Source organism: Paraburkholderia tropica (assembly GCF_900109265.1).
Lineage (GTDB): Bacteria > Pseudomonadota > Gammaproteobacteria > Burkholderiales > Burkholderiaceae > Paraburkholderia > Paraburkholderia tropica.
In genome coordinates this window covers 23,078-38,490 of sequence record NZ_FNZM01000011.1, presented here as the reverse complement: position 1 = coordinate 38,490, position 15,413 = coordinate 23,078, and the positions used below count along the sequence as shown (strand labels likewise).

General features: G+C 65.2%; 14 protein-coding genes. 6 read left to right on the top strand and 8 right to left on the bottom strand.

Annotated elements, in window-relative coordinates:
• The first annotated feature begins 45 nt into the window (after positions 1 to 45).
• Positions 46 to 693 carry an urease accessory protein UreG gene (gene ureG, locus BMY06_RS19140; protein WP_065057290.1) on the top strand — a complete coding sequence of 216 codons (648 nt, stop codon included), beginning with the start codon at positions 46 to 48 and terminating at the stop codon, positions 691 to 693.
• Between the two features lie 83 nt (positions 694 to 776).
• Here ureG and waaA read toward each other — a convergent pair whose 3' ends face one another.
• Together waaA and kdoO are read right to left on the bottom strand one after the other, a co-directional pair.
• A complete protein-coding gene (gene waaA, locus BMY06_RS19135) occupies positions 777 to 2,102 on the bottom strand; it encodes a lipid IV(A) 3-deoxy-D-manno-octulosonic acid transferase (RefSeq protein WP_074984633.1) in 1,326 nt (441 codons plus the stop codon).
• An 88-nt stretch (positions 2,103 to 2,190) separates the two neighbouring features.
• Positions 2,191 to 3,075 carry a Kdo hydroxylase KdoO gene (gene kdoO, locus BMY06_RS19130; RefSeq protein ID WP_074984632.1) on the bottom strand — a complete coding sequence of 295 codons (885 nt, stop codon included), beginning with the start codon at positions 3,073 to 3,075 and terminating at the stop codon, positions 2,191 to 2,193.
• Between kdoO and BMY06_RS38795 the strand changes: the two genes are divergently transcribed.
• Positions 3,056 to 3,355, top strand: a complete 300-nt coding sequence (locus tag BMY06_RS38795; RefSeq protein WP_124262387.1) for a hypothetical protein — start codon at positions 3,056 to 3,058, stop codon at positions 3,353 to 3,355. The two genes, kdoO and BMY06_RS38795, sit on opposite strands and share 20 nt — an antisense overlap.
• Here the strand turns inward: BMY06_RS38795 and waaC are convergent.
• The 3 genes from waaC to BMY06_RS19115 form a co-directional block, all read right to left on the bottom strand.
• Entirely contained in the window at positions 3,321 to 4,316 is a 996-nt protein-coding gene (waaC, locus tag BMY06_RS19125) for a lipopolysaccharide heptosyltransferase I (RefSeq protein ID WP_173816900.1), read from the bottom strand. The genes BMY06_RS38795 and waaC overlap by 35 nt on opposite strands.
• Positions 4,317 to 4,656: 340 nt before the next feature.
• Complete coding sequence (locus tag BMY06_RS19120; protein ID WP_074984630.1) at positions 4,657 to 5,823, bottom strand: hypothetical protein; 1,167 nt, start codon at positions 5,821 to 5,823, stop codon at positions 4,657 to 4,659.
• A gap of 328 nt (positions 5,824 to 6,151) precedes the next feature.
• Positions 6,152 to 7,546 (bottom strand): phosphomannomutase/phosphoglucomutase, encoded by a 1,395-nt coding sequence (locus tag BMY06_RS19115; protein WP_074984840.1) that lies wholly within the window; start codon positions 7,544 to 7,546, stop codon positions 6,152 to 6,154.
• Between the two features lie 263 nt (positions 7,547 to 7,809).
• Between BMY06_RS19115 and BMY06_RS19110 the strand changes: the two genes are divergently transcribed.
• The 3 genes from BMY06_RS19110 (at position 7,810) to BMY06_RS19100 (ending at position 11,654) form a co-directional block, all read left to right on the top strand.
• Positions 7,810 to 9,069 (top strand): oligosaccharide flippase family protein, encoded by a 1,260-nt coding sequence (locus BMY06_RS19110; protein ID WP_074984629.1) that lies wholly within the window; start codon positions 7,810 to 7,812, stop codon positions 9,067 to 9,069.
• 17 nt (positions 9,070 to 9,086) lie between these two features.
• Positions 9,087 to 9,911: a glycosyltransferase gene (locus BMY06_RS19105; protein ID WP_074984627.1), complete on the top strand. Its 825-nt coding sequence runs from the start codon at positions 9,087 to 9,089 to the stop codon at positions 9,909 to 9,911.
• Between the two features lie 279 nt (positions 9,912 to 10,190).
• Entirely contained in the window at positions 10,191 to 11,654 is a 1,464-nt protein-coding gene (locus BMY06_RS19100; protein ID WP_074984626.1) for a flippase, read from the top strand.
• Between the two features lie 165 nt (positions 11,655 to 11,819).
• On the opposite strand, the gene BMY06_RS19095 is transcribed toward BMY06_RS19100, so the two are convergent.
• The 3 genes from BMY06_RS19095 to BMY06_RS19085 form a co-directional block, all read right to left on the bottom strand.
• On the bottom strand, positions 11,820 to 12,611 hold the full coding sequence (locus tag BMY06_RS19095; RefSeq protein WP_074984624.1) for a glycosyltransferase family 25 protein: 792 nt from the start codon (positions 12,609 to 12,611) through the stop codon (positions 11,820 to 11,822).
• Positions 12,612 to 12,761: 150 nt separating this feature from the next.
• On the bottom strand, positions 12,762 to 13,505 hold the full coding sequence (locus tag BMY06_RS19090; protein WP_244144392.1) for an LrgB family protein: 744 nt from the start codon (positions 13,503 to 13,505) through the stop codon (positions 12,762 to 12,764).
• Entirely contained in the window at positions 13,502 to 13,873 is a 372-nt protein-coding gene (locus BMY06_RS19085) for a CidA/LrgA family protein (protein WP_065057279.1), read from the bottom strand. The genes BMY06_RS19090 and BMY06_RS19085 overlap by 4 nt, the downstream gene beginning before the upstream one ends.
• Before the next feature lie 389 nt (positions 13,874 to 14,262).
• Here BMY06_RS19085 and BMY06_RS19080 point away from each other — a divergent pair, with 389 nt between their 5' ends.
• A complete protein-coding gene (locus BMY06_RS19080; protein WP_124263347.1) occupies positions 14,263 to 15,387 on the top strand; it encodes a glycosyltransferase family 4 protein in 1,125 nt (374 codons plus the stop codon).
• The last annotated feature ends 26 nt before the right edge of the window (positions 15,388 to 15,413 follow it).

Sequence of the window (15,413 nt, the reverse complement as noted above, 5' to 3'; positions counted from 1 at the left end):
GCCGCGCTCTCCTCACTTCGCGCCACTTCGCGTTCGCACTCACACATGAATTCGCCCAACAATTCGTCCAATAAGCGCACCAAGAAACTGCCGCCGCTGCGCGTCGGCGTCGGCGGCCCGGTTGGCTCCGGCAAGACCACGCTGCTCGAAATGCTCTGCAAGGCGATGCGCGAGCGCTACGACCTCGTCGCCATCACCAACGATATCTACACGAAGGAAGATCAGCGCCTGCTGACCGTCGCGGGCGCCCTGCCCGCCGAGCGCATCATGGGCGTGGAAACGGGCGGCTGCCCGCACACGGCGATCCGCGAGGATGCGTCGATCAACCTCGAAGCCGTCGACCAGATGCTCACGCGCTTTCCCGATGCGGACATCGTGTTCATCGAGTCGGGCGGCGACAATCTCGCGGCCACCTTCAGCCCGGAGTTGTCGGACCTGACGATCTACGTGATCGACGTGGCGGGCGGCGAAAAGATTCCGCGCAAGGGCGGCCCCGGCATCACAAAGTCGGATCTGCTGGTGATCAACAAGACCGATCTCGCGCCGCTCGTGGGCGCGAATCTCGACATCATGGCCTCCGACGCGCAGAAGATGCGCGGCGAGCGGCCGTTCGTGATGTGCAATCTGAAGGCGCTCGACGGCCTCGATCAGGTGATCGGCTTCATCGAGAAGAAGGGATTGCTGGTGGGTTGAGCGCGCGGCTCACGATGCGTGCCGGGCGGCGCGTATCGTGAGAACGCGGTGAGAACGCGGTGAGCACCGGGTGAGTGCGTCGTTCAGAGATCGAGCGTCGTCGCCGAGGCGCGCTCGGGCAACAGCGTCGTGAGCACGTCGACCGTGCGCGCGGTCGCGCCGCGATGGCGCGAGGCGAAAGCCGACGCCGCCGCGCCCATCGTCACGCGGCGCGACTTGTCCTTGAAGAGTTCGCGCAACACGCGCGCGAGGTCGGCCGGATCCTGCACCTGCAACGCCCCGCCCGCCGCCACGGCATCGGCCGTCGCCTGCGTGAAGTTGAACACGTGCGGGCCGATCAGCACCGGCGTGCCGACGGCGCACGCCTCGATCAGATTCTGCCCGCCCAGCGGCAACAGACTTCCGCCGATAAACGCGACATCGGCGGCCGCGTAGTACGCGCCCATCTCGCCCATCGAATCGCCGAGCAGCACGTTCACGTCCTGCGGCAAGGCCGGCACATCCGCATGCGCGGCACTGGTGGACGCCGGCGCCCACTGCGAGCGCCGTTCGAGCTTCAGATTCCTGCGCGCGACCAGCGCCGCGACTTCGTCGAAACGTTGCGGATGACGCGGCACGAGAATCAGCAAGGCGTCGGGCACGTCGAGCGCCGCGAACGCCTGCAACACCAGTTCCTCTTCGCCCTCGCGCGTGCTCGCCGCCACCCACACGGGACGCGCGCCGATCGCGCGTCGCCAGTCGCGGCCGCGCGCGACGAGCGCGGGCGGGCTCGCCATATCGAACTTCAGATTGCCGAGCACGGCCACGTTGCGCGCGCCGAGCGCGGTCAGACGTTCGGCATCCGACGGGCTTTGCGCGAGCACGCGCGTGAAGCCGCCGAACACCTCGCGCGCGCCCGCGCCGAACTTCGCCGCGCGCTTGAACGAACGCGCCGACATGCGCGCATTCGTGAGCACGAGCGGCACGTCGGCACGCCTGCATTCGTCGATGAGCGTGGGCCACACCTCAGTTTCCATCACCAGGCCGAGCGACGGCCGCCACGTGCGCAGAAAACGCCGCACCGCGTGCGGCATGTCGTACGGCAGATAGCAGCGCAGCACGCGATCGCCGAACAGTTGCTCGCCTTGCGCGCGCCCGCCGGGCGTCATGTGCGTGAGCAGAATGCGCGCGTCGGGACGCGCCGCCAGCAGCGCGTCGATGAGCGGCTGCGCCGCGCGCGTTTCGCCGACCGAGACGGCATGCACCCAGATCAGCGGCGTGTCGTCCTCGGGCAGACGGCCGGCCGCAAAACCGAAACGCTCGCAAACGTGTTCGCGATAGCCGCGCTCGCGACGCGAGCGGATGAACAGGCGCAGCACCGCGAGCGGCGCGATCAGCCACCAGGCCGCGCGATAAACCGCCCTCAGCATCGGGCCTCCGCGATCGCAGCCCGCGCGCCCGGCTCGACGTTAAAGTCAGCGCTCAAATCGACGCTCGAATCGACGCTCGAATCGAAGATCAAACCAGTTCCTTGCCCTTGAGGCGTTCGAGAATGCCGAGCGGCGCCCATTCCGGATGCACCATGTCCTTCGCCGGCAGGAAGAAGGTCTGTTCCATCATGAACTGGCCGGACATCACGGCGTGCGAGGTGTGATCGGAGAAACACACCCAGACGCTGCCCGGCGGAAAGTTGATGGTCTGCTGCGGGCTCGACTTCTGATAGTCGAGATCGGCCTTCATGCCGTCGTGCAGATTGAGCATCAGATGGTCGTACTCGCTGCGCGGCGACTTGGTGATGTGCAGCAGATTCTGTAGCCACGCCGAGCCCGGAAACTGCGGCTTGATGTTCGGCAGGAAGCGTTTGGCCATGTCCTCGAACGGCTCGCCCACGCGCCAGACGCGCGGCACGCCGTTCGGATTCACGTTGGTGAAGACGCGCAGGATGCGCTCGCCGTAGTTCGGGCGCGACGGGAACGCATCGACGTGCAGACGCGAATCGTCCTTGCGCCACGAAGTCTCGCGCGTTTCCACCTGATGCAGACGCAGACTCGTGGGCGCCACGCGCAGCTTGCCCGTGTACTCGGGAAAGAGACCGTCGACGAGCGAACGCACGCACGCCTGATAACGCGCGATCAGCGCGCGCACGGCCGATTGCGTGACGGTGTCGCCGAGCACGCCGTGCAGCGCGCCGCCGTTCGGATCGAGGCTGATGTTCTTGCGCTTCGGATCGGCGATGGCCGGATCGAGCAGCGCGCGCTCGCCGCCTTCGACCGCGAATTCGAGCTTCGGAAAGTACAGCACCTTGCCCTGCTCGACGGCATCGAGCAGCGTCTCTCGCGGCATCGCGAGGCCCTTGCCTTGCCAGTCGGCGGAAGTGATTTCGATGATCTGGGATTCTTTCATGGTCGCCCCTGCAAGCGATTGGATCTGGTTGCCCGGCCTGTGCGTGGTGCGCGGCGTGCGTGATATCGACGCGATCGACGCTATCGACAATATCGTCGGCACGTTCACGGCCCGGCCCGAGGTGGCGCGCGGTGGGCGTTGCCTTGCCGCGCGCGCCGCTCCTTATACCCCGCGGGCCGCGCGGCGCGCTTTGATGCGACGCAGTCTGTCAGAGATTGCCCTTCGCGCTTCCGGTGCCCTGGCCGTCACAGCAGCCCGAAACCGGCCAGCGCGCTCTTGACCTGCGCGAGCGTGGGCGGCTGCCCGGCGGTGCCGAGATTGACGACGTTCGGCGACCAATAGCCGCCAGTGCGCCAGGCGGTCGCGAAATTGTACAACTCGACGGTCGGCCGCTTCAGCGCCGCCGCGATGTGCACGAGCCCCGTGTCCACGCCGACCGTGGCCGCCGCGCCGTCGATCAGGCCGACCACGGCGGGCAGCGAGAGCTTCGGCGGCACGATCGCCGCCTCGCCGAACTCGCGCGCGAGGCGCTCGCTGGTCGCGCGCTCGGCGTCGCTGCCCCAGGGCAGCACGAGCGACGCGCCGCGGCGCACCAGCGCCTGACCGAGTTCGATCCAGTGGGCGTCGGGCCATTGCTTGTCGGCGCGCGAAGTTGCGTGCACGAACACCACGTAGGGCACCGGCAGATTCAGGCCGACGCCCGCGAGCGCCTGCGCGGCGCGGTAGGTGTCGAGGCCGAAGTCGATCTCGTCGGTGGGCTGCGGCGCAGGCAGATCGAGCGCCGCCGCGACCAGTTGCCGCGTGCGCTCGACGACGTGCGTGCGCGGCTCGATGCGGATCGAGCGGTCGTAGAAGAAGCGCACCGGCCATTCGTAGCCCGCGCCGTCCGTGCGGTTACCGAGCCCGACGAGCGGCCCGCGCGCCCAGCTCGCGACCCACGCGGTCTTGATGAGCCCCTGACAGTCGATCACGAGGTCGTACTTCTCGGCGGCGAGCGCGCGGCGGAACGCGCCGATCTCGCGCCAGTTGGCGCCCGACAGCAGGCGCTTGCGCCAGCGCCGCAGCGAAAACGGGATCGGCCGGCGCACGCCCTGCACGAGCTCGACGAGCGACTGGAAGCTTTCTTCGACGAGCCAGTCGATCTGCGCGTCGGGATACCGCCGCCGGATGTCGGCGATGGCGGGCATGTTGTGGACGACGTCGCCAAGCGACGACACGCGCACGATGAGGATCTTTTGCACGCTCAAGGCAGGAAGGGCGGACTGGTTGAAAGGTCCGCAATTTTAGCGCGCCCGCGGGGTTGGGCGAGAGCTGGCGTGAATTGAGGGGGGAAAGTGCGTGTTTTCGAAGATCGGCGCCGATTGGGGAATACGGCGCCAGATCATCGCGAATGCCGCCCGGGCTAGGGCTTCCCTTGTTGCAAGTGTCGAGGCGACGCAGTGGCCCCGTGTATCGACTGTTTCAACCGAAACCAATGCTGCCGGTCAACGGCGCACCCCGTTGAAATGCTCGTCGTATATCAGGTTGAATGCCCCCGCGCTGCTACTCGAGCGCAGGAGCCCCCCCCCCGCAGAGATCGACCTATTTGATCACTCTTCCCCAGCCTTTAGCGGGAGGTGGGACGACTCTCCAGCCTTCCGGCGTCCGGGTGAACGTGGTGTCGGGGTATCGGGTTACCCGGAATGACGAGTGGCTGACGTGGAGCATCATGAGCAGAAGCAATGCAGCACCCAGCCGCATCGACACGTAGCGAGACCGCGAAGTCGCAATCGCGAGTGACCATGCGATAAACACAGCGGGAAGGTAGAAATATCGTGAGCCAGCCCCGTACCACGCCACGACGCTGTCCGTCCACACGCCCGTTCTGACGACGCCGATTCCCCACAGCGCCGCGCTCAACGCGAGAAGCGCCACGCATGCATAGCCTCGGACGGAAAATGCGCACAGACACACGACGGCTGCAAGCGCAAATGCCGCCAGCGCCCAGTGGTGAATGCCCGGCAGCAGAAACATGTCGTACACCAGATGCTGCGCTGCTTCGGGCAACCATGGGTAGTGAATGTACGAAAGCGGAGCGTGTGCATTCGGCGGCAACGGCAAGCCGTAAAGGGCCGTCATGGCCGCCTGAATTGCCACCGGAATAAGATAGCCGTAACCCCTGCGACGCCTGGCGATGCCAACCAGCGTAAAAGGAGTGAAGAAAATACCGAATGGTCCGGTGAGCGAAAACACGACGATTGCCACAGTCCTTACGGTTGAGCGTGGCCTATCGGACCAGAACTCTTCCCAGATGAGCGCGAGCAGCAGCGGTGCCAGCACCCATTGCAGATTGGTAATCGTCAGCCATATTTCGCCATTGCCCGGCACCAGCACAAGCGCGAGCGACATGATTGCCGCGACATAAATCGGCAGCACCCGTCTTGCGATCGAAAAGATCCACGCTGCGCTGGCGCACGTAATGAGCAGGCTAACGATAGCGAACGCCCATGGAGCCCTCGTAATGGGGAACATCAGGGAGAACAGGTAAGCAATCACCCGCGGGACGAGATGCAGATACCCAGCGTAGGGCGTAACGATGGAAGGCAGGCCGAGGTCATACGCCTGAGTCAGGAACGTCGTGACGTCTTCAGCCCACAGAAAACCATGAATGATCCTCTCGGGCATGCGAGCGTAGATCAGAACCAGAACTGCAACGGTAATAAGAATTTCCGGCAGTCGGCGCGCGCGCGAGATTATTTGTGTCGCCATTGAATGGCCTCCCCTTATTTCGCGGGGATTATACGCAAGGCCTAAGGCCACTTTCCCAGCCAACAATATTGATTGTTGTATTGCCGTCGCCCCTTCTTCTATCGGCAATCGATTTTGCGCTCGAACAACTTGCCTTTAGACGCATTTTGTGTACGCTACTGCGGCACGAATCAACGATCGGCGGTTGAGTTTGAGGATTATGTCGGCAAGACACGTACGCAATAGTTGGCGCACGTTGTGGCAAGCGAAACGAGTCGAAATCAGAACGATGCCTCCCAACAGCGTCATTGCAGCGGCGCCCGGCCGCTGCAATGACGCACTGAAACACTCAAAACGGCAACTTCGCATCCGGCTTCTCAGCCAGAATCACGCGCTTGAAATCCGCCTGAATACGCGCGAGCGCGGCGTCGTTATCGGCTTCGAAACGCATCACGACGACCGGCGTCGTATTCGACGAACGCGCGAGGCCGAACCCATCCGGATACTCCACACGCAGACCGTCGATCTTGATCACCTCATCGGCGCCCGTGAACGTCGCGTTCTCCTGCAGCTTCGCGATCAGCGCGAAATTCTCGCCTTCCTCGAGCTTCAGTTGCAGTTCCGGCGTGGCGTGCGAGTTCGGCAGATCGTTGAGCAGCTTGCTCGGATCGTCGACGCGCGCGAGGATTTCAAGCAGACGCGCGCCCGTATACAAACCGTCGTCGAAACCATACCAGCGGTCCTTGAAGAACACGTGGCCGCTCATTTCGCCCGCCAGCGGCGCACCGGTTTCACGCAGCTTCGCCTTCACGAGCGAGTGGCCCGTCTTCCACATCAGCGGCTCGCCGCCCTTTTCCTTCACCCACTTCGCCAGGTTGCGCGTGCACTTGACGTCGTAAATGATCTGCTTGCCCGGATTGCGCGACAGCACTTCCTCGGCGAACAGCATGAGCTGACGATCCGGATAGATGATCTCGCCGTCCTTCGTGACCACGCCCAGACGGTCGCCGTCGCCGTCGAACGCGAAGCCCACTTCGGCATCGGTTTCCTTGAGCGCGCGGATCACGTCCTGGAGGTTTTCCGGGTGCGCCGGATCCGGATGGTGATTCGGGAAGGTGCCGTCGACTTCGGTGAACAGTTCGACCAGTTCGCAGCCGAGCGCCTTGAACAGACGCGGCGCGAGACCGCCCGCCACGCCGTTGCCGGTATCGACGACGATCTTCAGCGGACGCGCCAGCTTGATGTCGCCGACGATGCGGTCGATATATTCATCGCGAATATCGTAATCGGCATAGGTGCCCGCGCCGCTTTCGAAACGCTTGTCGACGATGCGTTGATAGAGCGCCTGGATCTGGTCGCCGTAAATGGCCTTGCCGCGCAGGACCATCTTGAAGCCGTTGTAGTCGGGCGGATTGTGGCTGCCCGTCACGACGATGCACGAGTCGATGCTGCGCTCGCCCGTGGCGAGCTTGAGCGGCACGCTCGCCGCGAAGTAGCCGACCGGCGTGGGCACCATGCCCACGTTGACGACGTCGACGCCCGCCGAGCGCAGGCCGTCGGCGAGCGCGGCGGACAGGTCGGGGCCCGAGAGGCGGCCGTCGCGCGCGATCACCACCGCGTCGCCGCCCTGCGCACGCACCTCGCTGCCGAAGGCCTGGCCGATGGCGCGTGCCGTGTCGGTATCGAGCGTCTTGCCGATCACGCCGCGAATGTCATAGGCCTTGAAAATCGATTGAGAAATCATGATGAGGCTCACCGTGCGATGGAAAGTCGGGGGGATTATTCGTAACACGTTTCGGCGGGCTGCCGCGACCCCGCGTTACGAAAAGTCGGAACCGTTACAAACTATAATTGCCGTTTTTCGGCGACCGCCGAAGGTTATGCACCCATTTTAATGCCTCGCCGTTTCCTCCTGACGACAAAATCCGCGCCGGGTCTGGCGCCTCGCGCCAGCAAGCGCCATGCCCATGCGTGCCCGATGCGTCCGCGTCGTCAGGACGGTCCGGCATGCTGAGCCTCAAGCGCCCCGCCAACCCCGACGTCACGCGCGCGTTCACGAACATCGTGTGGCTCGGCCTCGAACGCGTCACGCAGATCGCCGTCGCCATCGCGATCAGCGGCGTGCTGGCGCGCTATTTCGGTCCCGACGTGTTTGGCAAATGGCAGTACGCCAACACGCTGCTGCTCGTGCTCTCGCCCATCACCTGGGTGTGCGGCGCCGAAATTCTCGTGCCGACAATCGTCAACAAACCGCGCGAGGCCGTCGGCACGGTGCTCGGCAGCGCGTTCGCGCTGCGCATCGGCGTGTCGGCGGCGGCGCTCGTCGTCACGTGGATCGGCATCGGGCTCGGCGCGACCGATCCGATGGTCGGCGCGATGCTCGCCGGACTCGCCGTCACCATGCTGTTTCGCGAGCCGTTCGTCGGCGTGATCAACGCGTGGCTGCAGAGCATGACGTACAGCAAGCCACAGCTTATCGCGAGTATGAGCACGGCGATCGTCAAGGCGCTGCTCGTGTTTCTGCTCGCGCGCGCGGCGTTCGCGCCCGCCACCTTCGGCTGGCTGTGGGCGCTCGAATCGGCGGCGATCGGCGCGGCGCTGGTGCTCTATTTCCGCAAGCGTCACGGCGGCAAGCTCGGCTGGCACGTCGACCGCGCGCTCTTCAAGCATTTCGCGACGGCGGGCACGGTGTTCTGGCTCGGCCTGATCTGCATGTATCTGTTCCTGAAGCTCGACCGGCTGATGCTCGAACGCACCATTTCGTTCGCCGATCTCGGCCGCTATTCGGCCGCGCAGCAGCTCAACGAAAACTGGATCACGCTCGCGCTGATGCTCTCGCAGACCATCGCGCCCGCCTTCGTCTATCGCGTGCAGCAGGCCGCGCAGTTGCGCCGCAACCTCGTGCGCCTGTTCGCGATGACGGGCGTCATCATGATCGCGGGCGCGCTGGTGCTCGACGCGCTCGCGGGCTTCATCATCCATCGCGTGTTCGGCCCGGACTACGCGGGCGCCGTGAATATTTTCCGCTGGGCCGTGTGGCTCTCGGTGCCCGCGGGCATCGAGGCGATCGGCAATCTCGTGGTGCTCAAATATCAGGCGAAGTTCGTCTTGCTCGCCAAGTGGCTGCTCGCGCTCGCGGTGGCGTTCGCCGTGAATCTCGTGGCGATCCCGCGCCTCGGCGCGTACGGTGCGCTCGTCGGGTTGGCGTGCGGCTACCTCGCGGCGGCCTGCGTGAACTTCTATTACATCCGCTTCAAACTGACCTGAACCTCGCTGCCCGCCTCATGACGCCATCCCCCGCCGCCGCGCGCGCTCGAACCGGCGCTCTCGCCGATGTCGCCCTGCTCATGCCCGCCTACAACGGCCAGGCCGACGTCGAGCGCACGCTCGCCTCGTTCGCGGAAGACGCGCCGATCTACGCGCTCGTCGTCGACGACGGCAGCACGCCGCCCATCGTCGCGCCGACGGTGCCCGGCATGGAAATCGAAGTATTGCGCATGCCAAAAAACGGCGGCATCGAACGCGCCTTGCAGGCCGGTATCGAGGCGCTGGCCTCGCGCGATTTCCGCTACGCGGCGCGCATCGACGCGGGCGATCTGGCCGTGCCGCACCGCCTCGCGAAGCAGCGCGCGCGCATGGAAGCCGAGCCTGAACTAGCCGCGCTCGGCACGTGGACGCAGGTCGTCAATCGCGCGGGCGAGCCGCTCTTCATGCTGCGCCCGCCCGCCGACGCGCGCGCACTGCGCCGCACGCGCATGCTGCGCTCGCCGCTCGTGCATCCGTCGGTGATGCTGCGCGTCGACGCGGTGCTCGCCGTCGGCAACTATCGCGTGCAGTATCCGGCTGCGGAAGACCTCGATCTGTTCCTGCGTCTGATGGAGCGTTACGACTGCGCGAATCTGCCCGAACTCGGGCTCTATTACGAGCTGAACGAAGGCGGCATCAGCGCGACCAAACGGCGTCGGCAGATCGTCTCGACCTTGCGTTTGCAGGCGCGTTATCTGAACGTGCTGAACTGGCGCGACTGGGCCGGGCTCGCCAAGAACACGCTGCATCTCGTCACGCCTTACAGGTTGCTTCACCGGCTGAAAACGCGGCTCGGCGCATAACGCGAAGTCCGGGCTCGCGCGGTCCCTGAAAGCTACGGTCCGGCCCCACATGCGGTCCCACGTCCGCCCCGCGTGCAACCGTGCGCCGACGCACAAACTGCCATCCGTCTCCCGGCGCAGAATAGGACGTTCGCATTCGGACGCAGCCGGACGGCGCTTCACGCGTCGCCGCAGAGGCGCAGTCATAGCGCCGCGCGGGTCCGCGCGCGTCACGAGTCCGTCACGGCGCGCTGCGGCGCGGCCAAAGTGGCGCATCGAATGCACGCACCGGACCACACCATGACCGCCAAACCCAGCCTGAAACGCAGCGCCCTGTTCAACCTGATCGGCAGCCTGCTGCCGATGATCATTGCGTTAGTGACCACGCCGATCTATCTGCACTACATCGGGACGGCGCGGTACGGCGTGCTGGCCATCGTCTGGATGATTCAGGGCTATTTCGGCTTTCTCGACATGGGGCTGTCGTCCGCGACGGCCAATCGCATTGCCCAGCTCGCCGACGCCACGCATCAGGAGCGCGAATCCGTGCTGTGGACGGCGCTGATCCTCAACGTCGGGCTCGGCGTGGCGAGCGGCGCGGTGCTGTTCGTGGCGATGCATCTGCTGCTGCCGTACTTCAATCTCGGTCCGGCGCTGCGCGCCGAGTTGCAGCCCGCGCTGCCTTTCGTGGCGTGTCTGATGCCGCTCGCGAATCTGATCGGCGTGCTCAGCGGCTCGCTTTCCGCGCGCGAGCGCTTCGGCATCCTCACGCTGGTGCAGATTCCCGTCACGCTGATGTATCAGCTCACGCCGCTGATCGTGGCGTACGTGATGGGCCCGCGCCTGAACTACATCGTGTACGGCACGCTGGGCGCGGGGCTCGGCACGCTCGGCATCTACGCAATCGTGGTGTGGCGCGTCTTTCCGCTGCGCTTTTGCGCGGGTCCGCGCCGCGCGCTGATTCCCAAACTGTTTTCGTTCGGCGCGTGGATGAGCGTGCAGAACCTGACCTCCGCGCTCCACGAAACCGCCGATCGCATCATGATCGGCCACATTCTCGGGCCGCAGGCGGTCGCGTACTACCAGGTGCCGTTCAATCTCGCCGTGCGCGTGCGATTCCTGCCCAACGTGATCGCGCGCACGCTGTTTCCGCGCCTTTCGTCGCTCGAAATCACGAGCGCGACGGCGCTTTCCGCGACCACGCTGCGCGGTTTCCTGGCCGCACTCACGCCGATGATCGTGTTCGGCATGTTCCTCATGCATCCGTTTCTTTCGCTGTGGGTCGGACAGGATTTCGCCGCGCGCTCGGACTCCGTCGGCGAAACGATACTCGTGGGCGTCTGGTTCAATTGCCTCGCGCTGATCGCGGGCTGCCATCTGCAGGCAACGGGCCGCCCCGGCATCGTCGCGCGTCTCCTGATCTACGAACTCGTGCCGTTCTTCGCGTTTCTCTGGTGGGCGATGCAGACCTTCGGCGTGCTCGGCGCAGCGCTCGCGTGGAGCGCGCGCTGCGTGATCGACGGCTTTCTGCTGTATCGCGCGGCGCGCCTCGAAATCCGCCCGCTGCGCATGCTTGCCGCGCCGACGCTGATCATCGGCATCGCCTACGTCGGCACGCTGGTCCTCGCGCCGCTGAGCCTGCCGTCGATCACGATGTGGATCGCCACGACCGGCGTCGCGCTCGCTTGGAGCGCACGTGCGCAACCGGCGCTGTTCGCGCGCGTGCTCGGCGTGTTCGCATCGATGCGAAGCCGCTGGGCTTGATGAAGCCTGGGAAGTGAGGTCGCGCGGCGCGAACGGCGGGTCGGCCGGCGAGGAAAACGTCCTGCAACAGAACGCAAAGCAGAACGCGAAGCACAATGCAAAGCGGCGGCAGGCCGGGCACATTCAAGCCCGACGCCTGCCGCCGCACAAACCGCTATTCCGCCACTACTCGTTCGGCAAACTTCCGGCATCGATCGCCCGAAGCTGATTGACGATTTTCCGCTTCGCGCGCAGCGTGAGGTCGATCTCGCGCCAGATCTGCCGCGCGAGACCCGGAGGCTTCGGACGCGTCGCCATCGTCGTGCGCTCGCTCTGGATGCTTGAAGCGCTCAAATCGGTCGGATGCTTAACGATGCTGGAAAAATAAAAATCGCCGACCTGAACATGATTGCGGACGTGCGAGAAATCGTCGATCACGAAGATATCGCGCTCCATCAGGCTCAGGACTTCCTTCGCGAACGACGCCGAAATCACATAGCCGACAGTGCGATAAAGATGGCCGAGATCGCCGTCGTGAACCCGGAACACCGGCGGAATCTCGCAGCAGATCGTGCCGCCCACGCGCTCGAAACTGCGCAGCAGGCCGTCCATGCCGCCCAGATGCAGATAGCCGTCAAACTGGCCCATCTTTTCCATGATCTGGCGAATGCTCACGCACGCGTCGGCGTCGAGAATCACGTCGTCCTCGAGAATCAGCGCGTGCGATTCGCCCGTGCGCAAGAGCGCTTCGTAGGCTTTTTTATGGCTCAGCGCGCAGCCCAGTTCCGAAGGCGTGATGAGCCGGTTGCGAAAGCTCAGGTAATGCTGGATCGCCGAAAAATAATCTTTCGCATTCAGTTCCGGGCCATACACCGCGTCGATCACGCTCACCGTGAAGCGCTCGTTTTCGAGCATCGACGCGAGTTTCCGGTTGCTCTCAGACTGACTTCCTTTTAATGAAATGACAAAAACCTGCATGGGCGGCTCCTGGCTGCAAAACCCTTCCGGACAGAAATTCGCGGACACGGAATTTTTGCAGTTTGCAGGAAGAACTCCAATCAAAAGGGCGTCGTGGATGCGGGGTTAACCTCATAACGCGCTGCACAAGACGCGCGCAAAAGCGACGTTTCATAACCAGCCGAGCAGCGTCGGCAACAGCAGCGGCACGACGAACGCAGTGAAAACCCCATTGAGCCCCATGCCGAGCCCCGCGAACGCGCCCATCTCCTCGCTGACCTGAAACGCCCGCGCGGTGCCGATGCCGTGCGACGCCACGCCGATCGCGAAACCGCGCACTTCGGTCTCGCGCACGCGCAGCAGGTTGAGGATCCAGCGCGCCGTCACCGCGCCGAACACGCCCGTCGAGATCACCAGCACGGCGGTGAGCGAGGGAATGCCGCCGACCTTGTCGGCGACCGCCATCGCGATGGGCGTGGTCGCCGACTTGGGCGCGATCGACGCGAGCGTCTGATGCGTCGCGCCGAACAGCTTCGCGATGCCGACCGCCGACACGATCGCGGTGAGCGAACCGGCCACGAGCCCGCCGATGAGCGGCAGCGCCGTGCGCCGCAGCTTGTTCCATTGGCGATAGAGCGGCAGCGCGAGCGCGACCGTCGCCGGTCCGAGCAGGAAGTGCACGAACTGCGCGCCTTCGAAATAGGTGCGATACGGCGTGTCGGTGATCTTGAGCGCGACGACCACGATCGCCACCGCGATCAGCACCGGATTCGCCAGCGGGTTGTGTTTCGCGCGCGCGTAGACGTTCAGCGCGATCAGATACGCGACCAGCGTGAGCGTGAGTCCGAGCAGCGGCGAAGCGGCGAGATAGACCCAGATGGCGTCGAGTTTTGCAAACGGCAACGACGTATTCACGCTGCGCCCTCCTCGCCGATTTCGTGGCGGCGCTGGCGACGCAGCAGCGCGCGCGTCACGAGCGCGGTGACGGCGATGCCGAGCGTCGTGCTCACGACGAGACTCGCGATCACGGCGAACGCTTCGCCGCGCACGGCCTGCGCCGACACCATGATGCCGACGCCCGCCGGAATGAAGAGCAGCGACAGGTGGCGCAACAATTCGAGCGCGGTCGGCTCGATGGCTTCGGCGGCGGCGGGCCGCATCATCGCGAAGGCGAACAGCAGGAGCATGCCGATCACGGGACCGGGCACGGGCAGCGAGAACACGTAGGAAACGCTCTCGCCGAGACACTGGAAGATCAGCAGAGCGGCTAGGGAACGGAGCATGGCGGAAGAAGCGGCGCGCTTGTTGGAATGGGTCTGAGTGAGTCTGGACCCGGCAAGGTCCAGCGCGCGGTGTGTGGCCAATACAAGGCCGATGCAAAGGCGATACAAGGCCGGTGCAATGCGATGCCAGCCGACGCCCGCGCGCTGGCCTGGAGTGTAGCCCACGTGTAAGCCGCCTGCACCCTCGCGCCCATCGGTCGCGCCCTGGCTCCGCCACAATCGCCGCGACAATCGTTCCTGCGCGCCCGAAGCGCCCCGGCGGCCCACGCCGCCTCGGCTAAAATGTGGCCCCTTGCCGGGCTCGCGCCCGGCCCATCGACGCTCTCGACGATCCGGCCTTCGTGAATTCCTCCGCTGCTCCCGCCGCCCAACCCTCGCCCGCCCGCCGCCTGCCGCTGCACGTGGTGCTCGTCTGCAATACGGCCTGGGCCATCTACACCTATCGACGGGGCCTGCTGCGCGCGCTCAACGAAGCCGGCGCGCAGGTCACGGTGATCGCGCCGCGCGACCGCACCTTCGAACCGCTGGAGCAGATGGGTTGCCGCTGCATCGACCTGCACGTGGCGTCGAAAGGCACCAATCCGCTCGACGATCTGCGCACGCTGCTCGCGCTGCGCCGCCACTATCGCGCGCTCAGGCCCGACGTCGTGTTCCACTACACGATCAAGCCGAACATCTACGGCTCGGTGGCGGCGTGGCTCGCGCGCGTGCCGTCGGTGGCGGTGACCACAGGGCTCGGCTACGTCTTCATCCAGAAAAGCCGCGCGGCGCAGGTCGCCAAACGGCTCTATCGCTTCGCGTTCCGCTTCCCGCGCGAAGTCTGGTTCCTCAATCGCGACGACGAAACCGCCTTCCGCGAGCAGAATTTGCTGGTTCATCCTGAACGCGCGCGACTGCTGCACGGCGAAGGCGTCGATCTCGACGACTTCGCGTTCACGCCGCTGCCCGAGCGCAGCGAATTTTCGTTCGTGCTGATTGGCCGCCTGCTCTGGGACAAGGGCGTCGGCGAATATGTCGAAGCCGCGCGCTCGCTGCGCGCGCGGTATCCGCAGGCGCGCTTCTGCCTGCTCGGGCCGGTCGGCGTCGACAACCCGAGCGCGATCACGCGCGACGAAGTGGCCGCGTGGGAACGCGAAGGCGTGATCGCTTATCTGGGCGAAACGGCGGACGTTCGCCCCTATATTGCCGACGCCGATTGCGTGGTGCTGCCCTCGTACCGCGAAGGCGTGCCGCGCACGCTGATGGAAGCGAGCGCGATGGGCCGCCCGATCGTGGCGACCGACGTGCCCGGCTGCCGCGAAGTGGTCGCGGACGGCGAAAACGGCCTGCTCTGCGCCGCCCGCGACGCGGCTTCGCTCGCGCAGGCGATGGCGCGCATGCTCGATATGTCCCCATCGGACCGAACAAAAATGGCCGAGCGCGGCCGGAAAAAAATTGCGAAAGAATTCGACGAACGCGTTGTGGTACAACGCTACCGGGAAACGATCCGGGAGTTGACCGGATCGACGTTTTGAACGCAGTCTGACGATACGGAACCAGA